14 protein-coding genes are annotated in these 19,739 nt (G+C 40.9%); 5 read left to right on the forward strand and 9 right to left on the reverse strand.

Annotated features, from left to right (window positions below; all coding sequences use genetic code 11):
- Nucleotides 1–31: 31 nt before the first annotated feature.
- From HMPREF9009_RS20270 to HMPREF9009_RS20295, 6 genes are all read right to left on the reverse strand, one after another.
- A complete protein-coding gene (locus tag HMPREF9009_RS20270; RefSeq protein WP_008021644.1) occupies nt 32–547 on the reverse strand; it encodes a sigma-70 family RNA polymerase sigma factor in 516 nt (171 codons plus the stop codon).
- Between the two features lie 186 nt (nt 548–733).
- Nucleotides 734–3,505, reverse strand: coding sequence for a two-component regulator propeller domain-containing protein (locus HMPREF9009_RS20275; RefSeq protein ID WP_049703404.1), 2,772 nt, complete (start codon nt 3,503–3,505; stop codon nt 734–736).
- Between the two features lie 101 nt (nt 3,506–3,606).
- Nucleotides 3,607–5,886 carry a heparinase II/III domain-containing protein gene (locus HMPREF9009_RS20280; protein ID WP_049703125.1) on the reverse strand — a complete coding sequence of 760 codons (2,280 nt, stop codon included), beginning with the start codon at nt 5,884–5,886 and terminating at the stop codon, nt 3,607–3,609.
- A 44-nt stretch (nt 5,887–5,930) separates the two neighbouring features.
- Nucleotides 5,931–7,853, reverse strand: coding sequence for an alpha/beta fold hydrolase (locus HMPREF9009_RS20285; RefSeq protein ID WP_008021636.1), 1,923 nt, complete (start codon nt 7,851–7,853; stop codon nt 5,931–5,933).
- Nucleotides 7,854–7,980: 127 nt separating this feature from the next.
- Complete coding sequence (locus tag HMPREF9009_RS20290) at nt 7,981–9,903, reverse strand: glycoside hydrolase family 127 protein (protein ID WP_049703126.1); 1,923 nt, start codon at nt 9,901–9,903, stop codon at nt 7,981–7,983.
- An 82-nt stretch (nt 9,904–9,985) separates the two neighbouring features.
- Nucleotides 9,986–11,596: a hypothetical protein gene (locus HMPREF9009_RS20295; RefSeq protein ID WP_049703405.1), complete on the reverse strand. Its 1,611-nt coding sequence runs from the start codon at nt 11,594–11,596 to the stop codon at nt 9,986–9,988.
- Nucleotides 11,597–11,749: 153 nt separating this feature from the next.
- Between HMPREF9009_RS20295 and HMPREF9009_RS20300 the strand changes: the two genes are divergently transcribed.
- Both HMPREF9009_RS20300 and HMPREF9009_RS20305 read left to right on the forward strand, forming a co-directional pair.
- The gene (locus HMPREF9009_RS20300) at nt 11,750–12,532 is read left to right on the forward strand and encodes a HipA family kinase (RefSeq protein ID WP_004316035.1); all 783 of its coding nucleotides are present in this window, start codon (nt 11,750–11,752) and stop codon (nt 12,530–12,532) included.
- The gene (locus HMPREF9009_RS20305) at nt 12,510–12,893 is read left to right on the forward strand and encodes a DUF3037 domain-containing protein (RefSeq protein WP_004316036.1); all 384 of its coding nucleotides are present in this window, start codon (nt 12,510–12,512) and stop codon (nt 12,891–12,893) included. The genes HMPREF9009_RS20300 and HMPREF9009_RS20305 overlap by 23 nt, the downstream gene beginning before the upstream one ends.
- Nucleotides 12,894–13,110: 217 nt before the next feature.
- Here HMPREF9009_RS20305 and HMPREF9009_RS20310 read toward each other — a convergent pair whose 3' ends face one another.
- Nucleotides 13,111–15,060, reverse strand: coding sequence for a glycoside hydrolase family 97 protein (locus HMPREF9009_RS20310; protein ID WP_008021629.1), 1,950 nt, complete (start codon nt 15,058–15,060; stop codon nt 13,111–13,113).
- 72 nt (nt 15,061–15,132) lie between these two features.
- Nucleotides 15,133–16,014, reverse strand: a complete 882-nt coding sequence (locus tag HMPREF9009_RS20315; protein ID WP_008021627.1) for an AraC family transcriptional regulator — start codon at nt 16,012–16,014, stop codon at nt 15,133–15,135.
- Between the two features lie 120 nt (nt 16,015–16,134).
- On the opposite strand from HMPREF9009_RS20315, the gene HMPREF9009_RS20320 reads away from it, so the two are divergent.
- The 3 genes from HMPREF9009_RS20320 to HMPREF9009_RS20330 all read left to right on the forward strand — a co-directional run bounded on the left by HMPREF9009_RS20320 (nt 16,135) and on the right by HMPREF9009_RS20330 (nt 19,090).
- The gene (locus tag HMPREF9009_RS20320; protein ID WP_049703127.1) at nt 16,135–16,950 is read left to right on the forward strand and encodes an SDR family oxidoreductase; all 816 of its coding nucleotides are present in this window, start codon (nt 16,135–16,137) and stop codon (nt 16,948–16,950) included.
- A 29-nt stretch (nt 16,951–16,979) separates the two neighbouring features.
- Nucleotides 16,980–18,167, forward strand: a complete 1,188-nt coding sequence (uxuA, locus tag HMPREF9009_RS20325; protein ID WP_008021624.1) for a mannonate dehydratase — start codon at nt 16,980–16,982, stop codon at nt 18,165–18,167.
- A 77-nt stretch (nt 18,168–18,244) separates the two neighbouring features.
- Nucleotides 18,245–19,090, forward strand: coding sequence for a pilus assembly protein N-terminal domain-containing protein (locus tag HMPREF9009_RS20330; RefSeq protein ID WP_049703128.1), 846 nt, complete (start codon nt 18,245–18,247; stop codon nt 19,088–19,090).
- A gap of 209 nt (nt 19,091–19,299) precedes the next feature.
- On the opposite strand, the gene HMPREF9009_RS20335 is transcribed toward HMPREF9009_RS20330, so the two are convergent.
- On the reverse strand, nt 19,300–19,674 hold the full coding sequence (locus HMPREF9009_RS20335; protein WP_049703129.1) for a hypothetical protein: 375 nt from the start codon (nt 19,672–19,674) through the stop codon (nt 19,300–19,302).
- Between the last annotated feature and the right edge of the window lie 65 nt (nt 19,675–19,739).

A 19,739-nucleotide genomic window follows, 5' to 3' on the forward strand; every position in this document is an offset into this window, starting at 1 on the left:
AAAACTAACATTTATACTATTTATTCTAATATTAGATACACTGTTGGATATACTCACGGATTTCTTTCCGACTGATAAACAAGTGGTTTTCCACCGTACGGGAAGAAATTCCCAATTGGGCGGCAATATCAGCCGAGGATTTATTTTCGAAACGACTCATGATATAAATCTTCCGACGTTGTTCAGGAAGCTGATTGGCTCTCTCCCATTCGCATGTCAATAGATTATTGGCAATAATCTGGCTCTCCACTTCATTGGTACAAGTAGGAATCCGGTCGAAAAGATAGGAAGTTACTTCTTGAGCTTTGTAAAAACGACGCAAATAGTCCGTTACCAGATTCCGGCAAATCGCGAATATAAAATGTTTCACTGTTTCCGGACGCAATATCTGCTTATAGTCCATCAAACGCAAAAAGACATCTTGTGACAGATCTTTTGCTTCTTCGTCCTTACCTATTTTATAATAGATATAAAGATAAACGGAATGATGATAACTCTTATAAGAGTCAGCAACCAGTTGAGTGGATTTCATGTTTATATTTTCCATTGCTTAGATTTTTGTTTATCATTACGCTGGCAAATATAAATGGTAAATACGGAAAAGAAACAATAAAAAAGGGCGGATAGATTTCATCCTATTGGAAGGAAAACAGAAGTCGTAATACTCACTGATAATCAATCAATTAGACAATCACAAACTGGAGTCTCAAATTATTATATGAGACTCCGATAATCAATCTTCATTAGTTCGTCCTATACTTTGGACGTATTCGTTCGGGGTTATTCCAGTTGTCTTTTTAAAATAACGGAAAAAGGAAGTACGAGAACTAAAACCACACAGTTCAGCTAAAGCACTTAAGGTATATTTTGAATATTCATCCTCATTAAGCAATCGTTTAAACTCAGCTATGCGGTAATCATTCAGATAATCATAATAATTCTTGTTCAAGAACTGATTAAACACGTAGGACAATGTATATGGAGAGACGTTCAATACTGACGCCAAATCCGCAATCTTTAAATCAGGGTTAACATACAGTCTTTTTTCCTGCATCAGCATGTCCAGTTCGTCTGCCAGCCGATGACATTCTTCCATACTCACATTGCTCTTTCTGTATTTTTCTTCAACTACCGGTTTCCCGGTTTCTATGGCGTCCGCCGCAAGAGCCGGAGAGTTCTTTTTTCTCCGGTAATAAGCATAGCTTAAGCATATTATTGCAATCAATAATAGAATTGTTCCCCATAAGGTCGCGTTAAAAGAGGAAGCAATAGTCACTGATAAACAGATTTCCGAACCGGGCTCACCAATCCGACGGATTTTGAATTGATATTTCCCGGAAGACAAGTCATAGTAGGTCAGTTCGGATTTACCACCCAACAACTGCCAATCATCATCCATCCCTTCCATTTTATATTCATAAGACATATATGCAGGGTCGGAATAGGTAAATCCGGAGAAACAGATAGTCAGATTCTTGTGCGACGATTCCAAAGAGACTTTATAGAGATGCTGTTCTCTCTGTATAGCAGGATGATAAGGTTCTTTACCATTCACATATACATCTGTAATAGCCAGGGGATAACTGTTTTCTTCATTTATATCACGTAAATCCCTGGTCAAATAAATCAATCCTTTGGAATTGCCAAACCAGATTGTTCCCGAAGCATCTATAACAGGGCAACAGGTAATAAAAACAGAACTCGGTAATCCATCTACAAAAGTATAAGGAACAATTGTACATTTTTTATCATAACGGTACAGGCCCAGATTCGTACCAATCCACAGCCACCCTTCACGGTCTTCGATCATAAACATGGCATCTTTCCCTTCCAAAAGAGTGCCCGGCTGGAATCTTCGGAAATGAGTCATTGACAAATCGGAAATAAAAATAGGGCCTTTATCCGGAAGGAAATAGAGCTCGTGGGAAGAATCTTCATATACTGTCCTGATTTTCTCTTTATGTATAAAACCTTCGGGGAATACATCTGATTTAATACTATGAGTGGAAGGATCCCAGATACATAAACCGGTAGCCGTACAAATCCAGCCCTTTCCTGTAGAATCAAAGCAAATATCAAGCACATTCCCTTCCGGGAGTTTGGAGTTCGAACTGGTATAGTGATTGAGTTGTTCGCCATCTTTATACTGATACAAGCCCATTGAAGTGGCAATCCACAGACAACCGTCATTGTCCGACTTGATGCAGAAAACATGCCCTTTCACAAAAGGAGTCTCCGAAGGTTCAAAATCATGGATAGTTAATGTAGAAGAATCCAGTATATACATGCCACCACCATACGTACCGATATAATACTTTCCTTGAAACGGGTAAATGCACATTATCATATTAGAGCGTAATTGGGGTGACTTGAAACTCCTAAAACGCCGTTTCGTCTCATCAACATAGAAGAGGCCATTGCGGGAACCTATCAATCTTTCATTCTCATTGATAGCTATGGCCCGTACCGGTATGTCTTTTGAATCAAAATAAGGAGAATAAGAATAGGTAGAGAAAAGCCCGCTCTGATACAGTGTATAATCAAGTCCCAACTGATAGAATCCAACCCATATCAATCCTTCCCTGTCCACCAGCAATGAATAGACAGAGTTAGAGCGGATTCCACCATTAGTACCGGGTTCATAGCAGAAAGATTTCATAACCTTATTTTCCTTGACAGATACAAAATGTACTCCATTTCCGTCTGTTCCAACATAAAGTATATCTTTTCCGTCACCCGACAAAGAGGAAATTACATTGCATCCCAAATCAATCCAATTATCCCTGAACTTCCCTGTCGATATATCGAAAACAACCACTCCATGTTCCATTGTCCCTAAATAGAGCCTGGAACCAATTCGTACCATTTTCCGATAAGTATAATCCTGTCTATCATTGTCACCGTATGGACATAAAGTTATTTTTCGGGTAGACAGATTCATTGAATATAGTTTGGAGCGGGTCAGAATCCATAATGTATCTTTTTCTCCCATATTCAAATCGACTATGAAATTATCCGATGACCACATATCCGCATTGATAGTAATCTGCTCCAATTCATTATTTTTGCAGACAAACAATCCTTTTTCGCTGCCAATATATAAGGTTCCCTGCGCATCGGTCAATAAAGAACGAACTCCGAATTTTATCACTTCAGCAACAAACGGTTCTAATTTACCTGATTCTTTATTTATCCGCCAAAGGCCCATATCGTTTCCCACCAAAATCTGATTGCCTTGCGTTTCCGCAATCACATTCACCCATTTCAGTTTTTCATCATCTCCGAATATCGGATAATGCTTGAAACGAAAACCATCAAAACATTCAACAGACGTAGCTGTTCCAATCCAAAGATAACCTACGGAGTCTTTATACAAGGCACTGACCGTTAAATCAGATAATCCATTTGTTTCTGACAGACCACGAAAAGAATAAGAAATCGGATAGGCAGACAGAGAAAGAGAAATAAATATAAGGCTTGTTATATGTCGTATCAGATTATTCATAGGATTCATATTTGATGAAACAATGCAAACCTACATAAAATATCCCGAATTTTATGTAGGTTTATACAAAAACAAAACACACTCCTCAATAAAAATGAGTGTTAATCTACCAGCTTTATACTCAATTGGGATTGTTTATACACAACTGGAATTCTCTTATTATTAACCTCTACTCTTATTGGCTTCTTCTTACTCCTGAAACTAGCATGGATCTTCGGTTGCCCGTCTATCCAAAGATTGAGTTTCTTATCTTCTTCCTTTTGAATGACAAACAACTTGGCCAAAGAAGAAAAATAAGTCTCCTTATCACGTCTCAATGCACTGCCATGACAGATAAAGAAATCTTTTGCATCAGCAGCTTCAGTACCTTCGGGATAAGAGACAGCAAACATATAAGCATCTGTCATCCAGCCGTCCGGCATAATCCATGAGTTGCTGTGCATTAGCCTGCCGTCCGCTAATTGATTAATATAAAGATCGGTCACTTTCCCTTTATGACGGATACGAAGCCCAATCCAATCTTGTCCTTCCCGCCGTTCCATTTGTGGCAAGTCTTTCTCATTAGGAGTCTCCTTTAATATAATAGCTGTCAGCCCTTTTACACGATTGACTTCTGCCGGCAAATGAAATGAATAATAGGTTTCAGTGCCTTTCAAATCTTCAGTGGGAGCTTCTATTTCTTCCCAATACAAATCTTCCGGGTAGTCATGCACAAAATCGGATTTAGCCAGCAAACGAGGATATAACGGACGAATCACAACCGATGAGTTACCATTCGTCACATTCACGTCAACTCCCGACTTTTTATATGTCCCGTTCGTATGCCATAACCATTCAAATTGCCCTATTTTATGTGTTTTCAAATCATCAATCATATAAATAACATTATCCATCCAAAGGAAATGACGGAAATTACGACTGAAATTATTAGATACAGGACCTGTTCCATTAGCCAGAACATACTTCACATTTCCCGCATCCAGAAGATGATATAAATATCCTCTCAAAGTAGAACCGCTGTACTGCTGCTCACGAGGTTGTCCCTCTCCATTAAACAATACTACATTATGCGCCTGACTTTGAAAGAAATAATTCCGATAAGCAGGATTAGGATACCAGCAGTTTCCCCCGTCTTTAATAATATCCACCCCTTTATGAAAGACAATAAATGAATTGGCATCTGCGTGAGAATGATTCCATGTATGACCGCTTTTTACAGCCAGCATCGTAGCATCCTTTTCCCACGAATCACGCATCGTAGCCCAACCAAAATCGGCAAATAATTGAGAAGTCGGCAGTTGAGGGACAGCGGGCGCCTTACTCAAATCAGGAGTGTAAAAGAAGCCCATGGGACGATTCAGGAAAAAGCCATCACGATGTTGTCCTTGTTCCACCTGGGCTATATACCACAAAATAGTTGGATCTTTCACCCCCAATGCATACAATAACATCATGCTGGATTCTGCTGATACATTTTTATGGCTATCTCCAAAATTCAAACTATGCAGCATACCTGTACGCGGATAGCAGACTTGTGAGAAGTAACTCGGCAATTTTGCCAATTGAGGAATATCACCCGGATTCTGTCCGGGATGAGTATTTATCCAAGCGATCCTAAACAACAAAGCTTCCTGAATACCAAAGTTGGCGTAATTCAGACTTTCATACATTCCACCGGCCTCATCAAAACTCTTTGCTTTCTGTTGCAATACATCACCGGCAAAATCAAACCACTCGGGAAGTGATTCGTGAAGTTGCTCCACCCATTCTTTTACTTCGGGAAGTTCATTTTGAAGACTCAAAGCCAATATTCCACCCTGACAAACACAGGAGGTCCACCAATTATGTCCCATCGAATTCAATGAGTGAATACGGGTCGGTTCCAACAGCCAGTCTCCCAATGCCGGTTCTACGGCTAACCGTTTCAATCCTTCGGCTATCTTTTTTCTTTCTGAAGAAGACATGACATTGTATGCAGCATCATACCCCACCGCGGAAAGAAAACTCTTATGAGCCATACCCAGTTGTGAACGCCATGCAGGAATACGTGCCATCATTTCCACATCTCCCCATGATTCGGCTTCCACAGTTTTCAGGAGGATTTCTTTGATTACGTCTGCATACTCCTTATTATCAGTCATCAAATAAGCTAATGACAAATAGTCCAATCGATTAAAATCTTTCTTTTGCAAAGCTTCATCTGCTGTTCTCTTAATATCTCCCCATGCTTCCTGCAATTTAGGTTCATGCTGCATACGCTGTTTCACTTGCTGTATGCGTTGTGGAGTATACAGTAATGAAGGATGATTTATTTTTTGTGCTTGTATATATAATGAAGAAACACACAAAAAACAGATAACAGCAATAATAGTTTGTTTCATGGTACTTAGTCTATTCTATATATAATCAGTTACAATATTATTCTTTATTGAACGTTTTTCAAAAATTCTTCCAATGCTGCATTAAATTCTTCCGGGCGTTCCATATTCAGCATGTGTCCGCAATCGTCAATTACTTTCAGTTTTCCATTGGGAAGATATTGTAAAATGGGAGGTTCTTTTGAGAATCGGTTGCCGGAAGAATGACCTTCAACAATTAAAGCAGGTACATCGGGATGATTCTTTTTCAATTCCTCGATGGCATCCAAACCAGCTACCACCCGTACTTCTTTGTGTAAAGGTTGCCACGCATCCCACTCATCGATCATTTGCCAAAGAGACTCACGCATTCGTTCCCGCTGACTTCCTCCTGACTTCATCAATCCTTCAAACCACTCTTTCTTCATCACATCTACCCCTTTCTCTTTCAAAGCAGCAATCTCCTTATCACGTACTCTTGCTTCTTCCGGAGTCATCGGTTCACTGGGACCTTTCGATTTTCTTATGTTCCCACTGGCTAAAAAAGCAGATAACATCCGATCCGGGAAGTACGCCAACATATCGGCAGTAATAAAACCACCTAAAGAAAGTCCGACGATATGCGCTTTTTTGATGTGCAAAGAATCCATCAAAGTAACTAAATCTTCAGCGTGTGTGAATTGATAGTCTTCCGTTTGTGAAGACGAAATGCCATATCCTCTCAAATCATAGCGGATCACACGATATTTTTTTGCCAGTACGGAAAATTGTTCATCCCACATACGATGATCCAAAGAATGACCATGAACAAAGATTATCGGTTCACCTTGACCGGCTTCTTCATAGTATAAAGAGCCATTTCCTACATTGACACGTCCTTGTTTAATGACCAATGAATTGCCTTTCAGTATTTCTGAAACGGTCCGCGAAATCACAGGACTGCCATAGAAAGAGGAAAAGCCGTCTTCCTTAGCGGAAGAACCTGCTACATGGGCAATAAAGAAGCCGTAAACACTATCACGTTTATTTATCCAGGGGTAAGCGCCAGCCCAACCCGGAGAACTGATTTGATAGGCTTCGCCCGTCTTCTTATCTATTAATTCACGCCATTCGCCCAATCCGTAGATTCCATTGTGGGATTGTCCTAGCCCTTTCGCTACATAATTATCCGAGTTATTCGAAGGGATTATTGCATCTTTCACTTGGTCGGCCTGCATTTCTTTTACAGTTTGTGCAGATATAATTCGCTTATCGTTATACATTCCATCGTGATAAATCATTGATAGGAAATGAATATAATCGTTCAAGGTAGTACACAGACCACCACCTAACATCGGGGCATGCCCGCCATCTGTATTTATCGGAGTAAAATGAGAATTCTTCATTTCTAATGGCTGTGCTAATAATTCCTGAAAAAGAGTTTCAAACTCTTTCCCCATTGCCACTTCCGCCATTCTTCCAGCAATCTGCATGGCAAGTCCTCCATATTGGAACCGGCTTCCCGGAGTAAAAACCGTATCTAACGGCAATATCTCAATAATGGCGGAATCCAGATGATTGTAATTATCTACGCGCGGTTCAGGAAGATAGGGACACACTCCGGAAGTATGAGATAACAATTGTCGCAAAAGGATTTTACCTTTGGCATCTCCTTTAAATTCCGGCAACCACTTCTCCACTGGATCATCCCAGTCCAAACTGGTACTGTCCACTACCGCTCCGATAACAGCAGCCGCCACCCATTTTCCGGCAGAGGCTACGTATACTTTTGTGTCAGGAGTATAGCTACCATAGTTCTTCTGAAAAATGACAGAATCATTCTTTACTACACAGATAGAAGCACCGGGATAGTACTCTTTACTCACCCAGCCTTGAATAACAGAATCTAATGAAGAGAAGTTATAACGACTCCCTTGTACGGATGATACATTGCAGGAACCTGCAATAAAACAGATACTTATAAAAATTATGATTAATAATCTTCCCTTCATTTTCGTTATCTATTAACTTCGTATTAAACACAAATTACACGAACTACGCTGTTGTTTGATGCAGTTATATTTGATGCAATTATAATTATAAAACCGCGCAATTCGTGTAATTCGTTCTTAAAATTTTCTATTTCGACTGCAAATCCCAATATACCACATAACGCTGATGATGCAAATCATAAAGCGGACGAATCACATCTCCTTGTTCTGTTGTAAATTTCAGGTCTTTTCCTGTACGCTGCAAAGTACGTTCCGGATGTTTCATATCTACTTTCAATGAGGTACGCAAATCGGCAGGCACATGGAAATTATAAGTATAATAATCATTATAAAGAGCAGGATTAGAGAAAGGTGCGGGAGCCTGCATACCTTCTGTACCCCGTTCTCCGGCAAGCACTAACGGGCCATACAATAAAGCCACTTTATTCGGATTATCGGGAGTGGCTTCCAATTCAATCTGCATCGGGTAAGTAGCCGAGATACGGTCATTGTCTTTCCAGTCACGGGTGATAGCGATGTAAGAACCTGGCTTTTGTTTTACTGCTACTTTTTTACCGTTCACAAGAACTTCCGCTTTTTTACTCCATGAAGGATATCTTAGATAAACAGTAGTACGAACCGGTTTCTCGGCACGAATAGTTAACAGGGTCGTTTCCTCTTTCGGAAATTCCGTTTCCTGGAGAAGGGTTACCCCTTTTTCTTTCCAGGTGACTTGGGAAGGAATAAACAGATTTACGTAGATTCCCTGGTTGTTGTGGTAGTAGATAGCTTCTCCATATTTAGCATGATTTTCAAATCCACTGCCGACACAACACCAGAAAGAGTTCTCTTTGGTACTATACAGTTTATGTGAACCCGAAAGTAAGGGTAAGAAATAAGTGACCATTCCTGTTTCCGGATCTTGCTGTCCCAGGATATGATTATATAGTGCCCTTTCATAATAATCGGCAATAGATGAATCGCCCGTCCAACAGAAAAGATGACGACTAAGCTTCAACATATTATAAGTACAGCAGGTTTCTCCGGTATAGCCGGTCAAGTGTTTAGAGAATTTCTTCGGGTCGAAAAAATGCTCCTTATCACTACTGCATCCCGGAGCAAAAGTATGGTGGTCAATCATGGTATGCCAGAAGAATTCCGAGAGCTTTTTGCTGGTCTCATTCTCTGTCAGTTCATAGTTACGCGCTTCGGCTATGACTTTCGGGATAAACGTATTTGTATGTTTGGTTCCCAAATCGTCCCGAAGTTCTTTCAACGGGTCAATTACATCATTATGGTAGAAATATTCAGCCAACCAACGGTAACGTTCATCTCCTGTGATAGCATACAAATTGTAGAATGATTCATTGACACCTCCAAACTCATTGCGTATCATGAGTTTGCGGGTTTCTTCACTAAGTGGTTTCAGTTTGTTATAAGCCCAGTCGCCCATTTTGGTCACTGTTTTCAAAGCCTGCTGATTATCCGCATACAGATATTGATCTATCAGACCGGAATAAAGTTTATGCAAGGTGTACCAAGGTGCCCAAACACTCTTTCCCCGGATATTACGGTTTATCAGTTCTTCGGGAAAAGCACTTAAATATCCGCCTTTCAAAGCGTTCTGAACTTCGGTCAGCCCGTTGACAAGGCTATCCCCTTTCAACTTGAAAATCTCACTTCCGGTAGCGGCATACATCAAAGCGTAAGCCGAAAGCAGATGTCCGGTAGTATGGCCGCGAAGCTCACAGTCCAAAGATTCCCAGCCACCAAGTTTTTTCACTGTCATATAACCGCCTTCACGACCGGCAAAGACTCCGGCATTTGTCCGGAAACTATGCAACAGGCGACTTACGTCGATAGAGGTCATCCATGCGGAATCCCGCAACATATTGTCACGAAAGCGACTCGGTAATAAACGGACGTCTTTCAAATCAAAACTTTCTACCCGAACAGGAGCCACTGTCTCTTTTTTCATTTTCCCCTGGTGCTGTCCGGGGTACACAGATTGAGCCGACGATATAGCCGATACTGCCAATAATGCGATTGCAACTAAAGATTTCTTATTCATAATCATTTTTAATATCCTTATTTATTATTGGATACGAATAGACTCCGCCTATTACTCAATGCAAAAATACGAATTTAATATTTCATGGATAAATGAAAAAACTCCGTTCTACCGGTTCGGCAGTCTGTACTTCTCCTGCCAATCCATATTGCCATGCCACCACAGTCACTTTCAACGGGAACTTACTGCGTGGGGGAATTCGAGTAAATACCAACTTGTTTCCCTCTATTTCTGCCGGTCCTTCTTTCACGTAGTAATATACGGGTAGCCCGCAATCGGAAGTTGCCTGTAAAGAGATAGTTTCCGTGCCTTTCTTCACATCGTCAAGACCCGGAAAAAGAATATACTGGCGTTTACCTTCCGTATTGCGATAGGGAATCCGGAAACTAAGTTCCTGAACAGTGCTTTTATAGTGCTTGTCACCATCATTACCGGCTAGAAGGCAAATATCTCCCGTACGACGCTGATTGTACATTCCCATACGGTAGAAACGGACAGTAAAGGTTGTGTCGTTCACTTTCTGAACCGGGCCACAGATACGGGTTATTTCAGGAGAAGTGAGCGAATGTTCGCCAGAAATTGCAGTATGCAAGCTATCCGTATATACAGCTTTCAGATGAAAAGTCAATCCGTCTTTTTCCGGCAGGAAGCGGGCGGCAACTTTCACATGGGATTTGGGATTATATGTGAGTAATTGCCCCTTTTGTACGAAACCTAAGTATTGTGGTTTCTTCCCTCTCTCCCGGCGATAGCGTTCTTCCGTCATTTCAGCCATTTCCTTATCGAAATACCAGAATGCATCGTGCGAGTCTCCTTTATACTCTTTATAAGGAGCAGCTTTTGCACGTTTCTTCTGATTCGGATGCCACCTTTCGGCAAGCCAGCCATTCTGCGGATTCAGCTTCTTCAATTCCACAGGCTTATTCAAATCATACGTTGCGGGTATACGATATTCCAGTGCTTTCTTTAAGAACAACGCGATATAACCAGCGGTGCGGTCGGCTATATCGAAATGTCCTCGTCCTGTGTCGCAAAGGAAAGAGACACAACTTTTAGGATACATCATACGGAATGCCAAAGCCGGATTTACACGGTCTTCCCACCATTCGTATTCGCCTTCAATCATCAATCCAGGGATGCCGTCAATCGTACGTTTCCCCCACTCCATATTGTCACGACCATATCCGGTAAGGTTAGTGCGTGGCGCATCTCCATGCAAAGAGATAATGGCTAATGTGCGGTCGGGATTCCAAGCAGCGAAGTTCCACGGATAGGTAGCCATTGCCGAATGTCCTAAAGGGACAATAGGCGCATATTTCAATTCACTATAGCCACTGACATTCGCAAAATCCTCCATCATCTTTTCAAAAGCTTCCTGACATCCGGTAGTTATATCCCATCTTTGATCCCATCCGGGAGTAATCCATATCAGTGCTATACCCGCTTCTGATAATCTTTCACGAAATAGAGAATTTTCAAACAAAGTTTCCTCTGTCATATTATGATTGCCTATTATCACAGCTTTCAATTGAGTACAATCGGAAGGTATCCACAAGAATGCTTGCGGATGATCGTTCGTTTCGTTGGAAATAATACTTGGTAGTTGTACAGACCACTGCCATTCGGCTGCTATAATGCTGGGTAACAGAATAACGGACATTATTCCAAACACCAAAAATCGAAGTAGTTTCATGTTTAATTCATTTATCATTGTTTTATATAATACGTAGCAGGAAGAAAGTATACTCAACCGAAAAATATAAAAAAACTATTATTATAGGAAGCCTTTCACTGACTATTCCATAAAAACGTTGTATCTTTATTCTCAATTTAAGAAAGGAGTGATATGGATTTACGTACAGCAAACGTAACAAGATATATTCTTCCCTTGCGGGAAGGAGGGTCATTGCCGGCTTTGGCTGAAGCGGATGATGAATTTAAATATGTCGTAAAATTCAGAGGAGCAGGACATGGGACTAAAGCCCTTATTGCCGAATTGATAGGGGGAGAAATAGCCCGTACACTGGGATTCAGAGTTCCGGAGATTATATTTTTGAATCTGGATGAGGCTTTCGGACGGACAGAAGCGGATGAAGAAATACAGGATTTACTGCAATGGAGCCGTGGGTTGAACATGGGTCTGCATTTCCTGTCCGGTTCATTGACGTTCGACCCTGTTGTGCATAAGGTGGACGGTAAAACTGCTTCGCAAATTGTGTGGCTGGATGCGTTATTGACCAATGTAGACCGTACAATCAAGAATACGAATATGCTGATGTGGCATAAAGAATTGTGGTTAATCGATCATGGAGCTTCCCTTTATTTCCATCATTCGTGGACGAATTGGCAGAAACACGCACTTAGTCCGTTCGTACAAATAAAAGATCATGTACTATTGCCGTTTGCCGATCAACTGGAAGAAGTAGACGCAACATTCAAACAACTACTTACCGATGACAAGATACGAGAGATAGTCAATGCCGTCCCTGACGACTGGCTGAACTGGACGGAAGGACAGGAAACTCCGCAAGACTTGAGAGATGTTTATATTCAATTTTTAGAAGAAAGGATCAAGCATTCCGAAATATTTGTAAATGAAGCGCAAAATGCAAGAAAGGCACTTATATGAATACGCAGTTATCCGTTTCGTTCCTAAAGTAGAACGTGAGGAATTTATTAATGTAGGTATTGTACTGTTTTCCAAACGGTGCAAATATCTCAAATCTCTTTATACAATAGATGAAAACAAATTGAAACTGTTCTCTTCCGAATTGGACATCAACTGTCTGATAGAAGGTCTGAAAGTCTTCGACAAGATTTGTCAGGGAAATAAAGAAGGAGGAGTTATTGCCAATATGGATATTCCGGACCGCTTCCGGTGGCTGACTGCGGTAAAAAGCTCCTGTATTCAAGTGTCCCGTCCTCATCCGGGATTCTCTACAGATTTAGATAATACTTTAGAAAGGTTGTTCAAGGAATTAGTTCTTTAATTCCTTGAATAACCTTTCCACTCAATGAATGAGAAAACTCTCCTCTTCTCTCATTACGACCCGGAAATGGTGAAGTGGTTGATTAATTATAGCAAATAATACCTCACTATATTTTTCAGGCACGGATTACACGGATTTCACGGTTTTAGAAATGATGGTTGCATAAAGCAACAGTGTAATCTGCGTTATCCGTGCCTAAAAAGAAACATAAACTTGCCTACTTAAACGGAATAAAATGCAATGCAGCTCCGCCACTTGCTTTTAGCTTCAAAACAAGCTTATCTCCGGCTTTTATCTTCTTATGAGTACTGCGTACTTTCGTTCGTGTATTCAGCTTGTCATCATCTTCGTACAGGTGAAGCATATACTTCTTACCCGGTTCCAGAAAATCCGTAGTCAATGTAATTGTGCGGGCTTCCGTATTCGTCATTGCTCCTACAAACCAGTCATTCCCCGAACGACGTGCCTGAACGATATATTCACCAACCTCTCCATCTAACGCGCGGCTGTCATCCCATACACTCGGAATTGCTTTCCAAAATTCCAGTTCTTCTTCTCCCTGGTAGAATTCCGGTCTGTCATACCAAAACATAAATTGCAAAGGACTGTAATACACAGCTGCCATCGCCAACTGATGTGCTTTCGTATTCTTCACCCGATTATTGAAATAGCAAAGCGTATAGTCTCCTGCACCTGCCAGATAGCGGGTGAAAGGAAGAGTCGTATTGTGTGTGGCATCCGGCATTTCTTCATTTCCACGAATACCTTCCTGCGTCATCAGGTTAGGATAAGTACGGCTGAAACCTGTCGGACGATATTCGTCATGAATATCTACCATCAGACCATATTCTCCACATTTACGAACTGCATCATGCAGCCAGGTACTCCAACGCTGATTACCTATCTGTACAAAACCGAACTTGACACCTTTCAGTCCCCATTTTTTATACAAAGGCAACAGAGTATCCAACTGCTGCACTAATGCACGCTGATTGACATACACCATAAGTCCGATTCCTTTCGATTCGGCATACTGGCACAAAGCTGGTATATCAAGGTCTTTATCCGGAGAAACGGTAGTAGCGTCCGAACTCATCTTCATTTCCGGCCCATACCATCCTGCATCCATGTGCACATACTGAATACCACGTTCTGCCGCAAAGTCAATGGCTGCTTTTACTCTATCTTGTTTCAAGTCGCCCGAACGGAATACCTTCCCGGGGTTAATCCAAGAAGTATCAGCCAGTTTGCAAGCCGGATTCAGATTCAAGACAATATCATTGTTATTAATTAAATCGACCGGACGTTCGCCAACCATGATTACACGCCACGGAGTACTGTAAGGAGAAATAATATCGGCACTACTATACAGGCTTGTCTCCAAAGTGGAAGGTTTCTCTGCCGATAAACGGAATTTACCACGAACATAATCCACCATTTCCGCTTCCAACAAGGCTACAGATAATCCATCAGGCAGTTTCAAGGTCAAAGGACGCTCACTCTCCTCTTTGCCCCATCCTTCCAACGGACGAAGTTCATAAGGTCCTTGCGCCCAACGTTCATAATACGCCATCGTTCCTTCAGGCATTGTGAAGCTAGTCTGCTCACCAACGATATGCAAGAAAAGCCCGTTTGTCATTTCCGGAAAATGATAGCGGAAAGCAACTCCTTCATTATAGGCACGAACTATGATATTCATAAAGTAATTCTTACGCTTATCATAACCACCGTCCTGATTGCCATTTCCTTCTCCCTTCTTGAGTTTCAAAGTCATCTCATTGTAGCAATCACGTACTTCCGCACGTTCGCCATATACAGGCTTCCATCTCTCGTCCGTCTTTTGATGTTCAGTCTCTGTCAACTTCAGATTCTCACACCAAAAATGACAAGTATCATTCGGTATACCCAACGCCGATTCAAATAACTGATTTTCAATCAGAACACCCAGTTTACTTTCTTCAATCACCGGACGATTCTTATAAGTCAAGGTATAATACATTTGTGCATTATCCTCTCCCACCGCACGTTGATAAAAGGTAAAACGATAAGCTCCATCAGGAGACGTCAGTTCCTGACGGGTTTCTGTCATCACATCTTGCGCTTTTACCAATGCCGGTATCACCAACAACAAAAGCAAAATTCTTTTCTTCATTCTATTTACGTTCATGTTTATTCATCTTTCCTAATTATATACGAACGAGGAAGAAATTATACTCAAATGTTTATTGCCTGAAAAAGCTTATTCCATCTGTTCCCTATAAAAAGTAGGTGTCATTCCTGTCACCCTTTTAAAGATACGGTTAAAATGTACAGGTGATTCAAATCCGCAAGTAGCACTGATTTGAGATATATTCATCATACTACTATTCAATAGTTTACAAGCATATCCGATACGCATATCAAGTACATACTCTTTAAATGTCTTTCCTGTGTTTTCTTTAAAGTATCGGCAGAAAGCAGCAGGATTCATCGCTGTATAAGAAGCAATTTCATCCAGACCGATAGACTCGGTATAATGTTTATTCAAATAGGCAATCACCTTTTCCATTCTTTCATTACGCATAATAGAAGGGAACGGAGTATAATGAGAAGTAGTCAGATATTTCTTATGATTACTGGTAGCCATCATCTGTAGAAGTGAAAGCAACAGGATGATTTGATCTGCTCCTTTAGCAGAAGGTATTTGTTCCAATAATTTAATGATTTTCCCCGAACGGGTAATTGTGAATTTAATTCCTCTGCAAGCATCCTCCAATAAATTCCTGATAGGAATAAACTGAGAGTATTGAGAAATAGAATAATGCATAAAATCTTTCTCAAACTGAATATTGACTCCTCTTACTTTCGGTTCGGATTTTTCTTCGTTATCAGATTCTTCCCCGCCGTCCGGTGGACTTTGCATACTATGAGGCAGTTCGGAACCGAAAAGAATCAGGTCACCTTTTGAATAGGAGATAATGCTGTCACCCACCAGACAATCCCCCTCTCCCTTCTCCACATAAATAATTTCATACTCACTATGAAAATGCCACGGATACGTGAAACGTGGATATTCATAAAAGCGGGCACGGACGGGATTAGAAGTCGTAATAGTCAACTTCTCATTCATTATCTTCTTCATAAATCTCCTTTCTAAACTGCTTTTGCAAAGATAGGTAAATATCTTGCAAAAATACGCATCATAGTATGTATAAAAACCCGCTATTTTTGCATCCATTCATAAAAACATTTGATAGAAACCATGAACGAATTATTTAGTATTGCCGGTAAAGTTGCTGTTATTACCGGAGCAGGTGGTGTACTGGGCGGAAATATTGCCCAACACTTTGTACAGCAGGGAGCAAAAGTTGTAGCTATTGACATTCGTCAGGAGCAACTGGACAATCGTGTAGCTGAACTCAAACAATATGGTGACGATGTAATCGGTATTATCGGCAATGTCCTTGACATTGCCAGTCTAGAAAAAGTAGCCGAAGAAGTCGTAGCCAAATGGGAACAGATCGATATTCTATTGAACATTGCCGGTGGAAATATGCCGGGAGCTACTCTCGAACCGGATCAGCACTTCTATGATATGGACATCTCTTGCTGGGAAAAAGTGACTAACCTGAATATGAACGGTACAGTTTATCCGTCTATGATATTCGGTAAGGTAATGGCAAAACAGAAGAAAGGATGCATCATCAATGTATCTTCTATGGCTGCTTATAGCGCTATCACCCGTGTACCGGGATATTCGGCCGCTAAAACGGCAGTAGCCAACTTCACCCAATGGCTGGCAAGCGAAATGGCACTGAAATATGGTGATGGTATCCGTGTAAATGCTATCGCTCCGGGATTCTTTATCGGTGACCAAAACCGTCGTGTACTAATCAATCCGGATGGTTCATTGACCGACAGAAGTAAAAAGGTGTTAGCCAAAACTCCGATGAATCGTTTCGGTGACATCAAAGAATTGAATGGTGCTGTACAATTCCTGTGCAGTGAAGCCGCTAGTTTCGTAACGGGAGCTATGTTGCCTATCGATGGTGGTTTCAGTGCATTCAGCGGCGTTTAATATTTAATCTTTTAATTTATTCAAACGCTATGATGGAAAAAACATGGAGATGGTTCGGCAAGAAAGATAAAATCACCTTGCCGATGCTCCGTCAGATAGGTGTTGAAGGAATCGTCACTGCATTACACGAGGTACCGAACGGAGAGATTTGGACAGTAGAAGCCATCAACGATTTAAAATCGTATATTGAATCGTATGGGTTGCGCTGGTCGGTCGTGGAAAGTCTTCCGGTTTGTGAGGCAATCAAGTATGCGGGTACGGAACGTGAACAGTTGATTGAAAATTATAAAGTAAGTCTTGCCAACTTGGGTAAATGCGGAGTGAAAACAGTCTGTTACAACTTCATGCCGGTAATCGACTGGATACGTACGGATTTACAGTACCCTTGGCCGGACGGTACCAGTTCGCTTTACTACGACCGTATTCGTTTCGCTTACTTCGACATCAAAATACTGGAACGTGAAGGAGCTGAAAAAGACTATACAGAAGAAGAACTGCATAAAGTTGCCGAACTGGACAAAGTGATTACAGATACCGAAAAGGACAATTTGATTGATACTATTATCGTCAAGACACAAGGATTTGTAAACGGTAATATCAAAGAAGGAGATAAAAACCCGGTTGCTATATTCAAACGTCTGTTAGGTTTATATAAAGACATAGACCGGGACGCTTTACGAGAGAATATGTGTTACTTCCTTTCTGCAATTATGCCTGTATGCGATGAATATGGTATCAACATGTGCGTACACCCGGATGATCCTCCATTCCAGGTTCTCGGCCTACCCCGTATTGTCACCAATGAAGAAGATATAGCCTGGTTCCTGAATGCCGTAGACAATCCGCATAATGGGCTGACTTTCTGTGCAGGTTCTCTTAGCGCAGGCGCACATAATGATACTCGTGAATTGGCAAAGAAGTTTGCAGGAAGAACTCATTTCGTTCATCTACGCAGTACAGAGGCCATGCCGGGTGGAAACTTCATCGAAAGTTCTCATCTATCAGGAAGAGGACATCTGATTGATCTCATCCGCATTTTCGAGAAAGAGAATCCGGGACTTCCCATGCGCGTAGATCATGGACGAATGATGCTCGGAGATGAGGATAAAGGCTACAATGCCGGTTATTCTTTCCACGGACGTATGCTGGCTTTAGCACAGGTAGAAGGAATGATGGCTGTGGTGGATGATGAGAAACAACATAAGATAGAGTTTTAATCTTATTTTTCATCAATATACTTTGAAATACAGGAAAGGAGCTTTACTTTTGTGAAGAAATAAAAAAGAAGAATATCATGAAAGCAAAAATGACGAAGCTCTGTCTACTATTTATTCTATTATGCTCCCTTCCTGTATTTTATTCATGCAGCGACGAAGCTGATGCTTTTTACCTATATGAATATTGGGAAGTGATGTTCGACCCGGAACCTCCTATCAGTGAAACCAGTTTACCAATTACAGGAGGTACAAAGTTGGGAATTAAGGGTGGCGTAGCTCCTTATACTGCTGAAATAGCCGATGGGCAAATAGCAACAGCTTATATAGACGAAAACAATGATATTCAAATCAGCTCTATAAAACTGGGCAGCACGTCATTGATGGTAAAAGACGCTGATGGGAGAATCATAAAAATAGGGCTAAAGGTCGTCAACGGCAAACAATCTTTTTCAGTGAATTCTGTGGAAGCAAGAATCACAGGAATAGATAAAAGTCTGTTGGATGAACAACAAAAAGAAAAACTAGAAGCGGTCATAAAAAAGATAAAGGATGAAGCGGGTATACAAGCTACAGGAGGAATAGCTTTCTCTTATGACCAAAAAAGTAGTGGTAAAGTGACAATTGTTACTAGTAAAGATAATACTCCGAAAATAGAAGGAAGCTTCTCCCGCTCCACATCAGAGTCAGGCACTACATTCCAAATTACAATCAATGGTAAAGAGTATGACTGCAAATTTAAACTTCCCGAACGTTCCGATACTTCAAAGAGTATCACCACACGAGACCTTGGACCGATTCCTTATTGGTTAGTGGAAGATGTGACTGAAGATTATAAATCAGATGTGACCGACCTATTCGGAATAAATGCCACCTCCCTGAAAATAGAACGCATTTATATAGGTTCATTCACTCCTTTACGCTAGGTTGTAAACGCCATTTTCTTTCGCAAACACACTACAAGCTAATATGAAGTAATGATTTCCTACGTAGGAACTAGAGTTTCCAGCCATAGACTGAAGTTTCTCAATACAAAATCCAACCGTCACAACAATAAAAAGGGGACGCCGTTACATTTAGCGACTCCCCTGTTCTTATATTTGCATGGATAAAAGCTGTCATCCGGAAAGATTCATTATTTGTTTTCCTGAAATGCTTGGAAATCCGGTATACGTTTTACGTTCGCCCCTTTCATCACACCTCTTTTGATAGCTTCATTCGTATCGGTGATTTCTTTCTTCACACATTTATAGTATTCTTTTGTCAAGCCTTTCTCAATCGCTTCCGATTCTGTTACAGCCCACAAATACTGGTAATCCATCAACATCAGATCTGGAGCAACAATTTTAAAGAAAATACTATCCCCCTCAAACTTCTCACGCAAATCACCTAAATAAATAGTATCTGCCGGATTTACCTCTTGAGCGTTTGCGTTCCCTTTCGAACTACTACCTCCACAAGAAGCCAACAACAAACTTCCGACCAATGAAATAAGAACTAATACTTTCATATAATATCGATTAAAAATTAAAGATTAAAATTTAAAAGTCTGCGACACTATGTCCATTAGACAGG

Origin of the sequence: Bacteroides sp. 3_1_13, assembly GCF_001185845.1 — a bacterium.
GTDB classification, from domain to species: domain Bacteria; phylum Bacteroidota; class Bacteroidia; order Bacteroidales; family Bacteroidaceae; genus Bacteroides; species Bacteroides xylanisolvens.

What these genes read in the sequence shown, in the direction of transcription:
- HMPREF9009_RS20280 (WP_049703125.1), bottom strand. Translation starts at nt 5,886, where the DNA reads ATGAAACAAACTATTATTGCTGTTATCTGTTTTTTGTGTGTTTCTTCA.
- HMPREF9009_RS20290 (WP_049703126.1), bottom strand. Translation starts at nt 9,903, where the DNA reads ATGAATAAGAAATCTTTAGTTGCAATCGCATTATTGGCAGTATCGGCT.
- HMPREF9009_RS20285 (WP_008021636.1), bottom strand. Translation starts at nt 7,853, where the DNA reads ATGAAGGGAAGATTATTAATCATAATTTTTATAAGTATCTGTTTTATT.
- HMPREF9009_RS20310 (WP_008021629.1), bottom strand. Translation starts at nt 15,060, where the DNA reads ATGAACGTAAATAGAATGAAGAAAAGAATTTTGCTTTTGTTGTTGGTG.
- HMPREF9009_RS20330 (WP_049703128.1), top strand. Translation starts at nt 18,245, where the DNA reads ATGAAAGCAAAAATGACGAAGCTCTGTCTACTATTTATTCTATTATGC.
- HMPREF9009_RS20315 (WP_008021627.1), bottom strand. Translation starts at nt 16,014, where the DNA reads ATGAAGAAGATAATGAATGAGAAGTTGACTATTACGACTTCTAATCCC.
- HMPREF9009_RS20320 (WP_049703127.1), top strand. Translation starts at nt 16,135, where the DNA reads ATGAACGAATTATTTAGTATTGCCGGTAAAGTTGCTGTTATTACCGGA.
- HMPREF9009_RS20275 (WP_049703404.1), bottom strand. Translation starts at nt 3,505, where the DNA reads ATGAATAATCTGATACGACATATAACAAGCCTTATATTTATTTCTCTT.
- HMPREF9009_RS20335 (WP_049703129.1), bottom strand. Translation starts at nt 19,674, where the DNA reads ATGAAAGTATTAGTTCTTATTTCATTGGTCGGAAGTTTGTTGTTGGCT.
- HMPREF9009_RS20295 (WP_049703405.1), bottom strand. Translation starts at nt 11,596, where the DNA reads ATGAAACTACTTCGATTTTTGGTGTTTGGAATAATGTCCGTTATTCTG.
- HMPREF9009_RS20300 (WP_004316035.1), top strand. Translation starts at nt 11,750, where the DNA reads ATGGATTTACGTACAGCAAACGTAACAAGATATATTCTTCCCTTGCGG.
- uxuA (WP_008021624.1), top strand. Translation starts at nt 16,980, where the DNA reads ATGATGGAAAAAACATGGAGATGGTTCGGCAAGAAAGATAAAATCACC.
- HMPREF9009_RS20305 (WP_004316036.1), top strand. Translation starts at nt 12,510, where the DNA reads ATGCAAGAAAGGCACTTATATGAATACGCAGTTATCCGTTTCGTTCCT.
- HMPREF9009_RS20270 (WP_008021644.1), bottom strand. Translation starts at nt 547, where the DNA reads ATGGAAAATATAAACATGAAATCCACTCAACTGGTTGCTGACTCTTAT.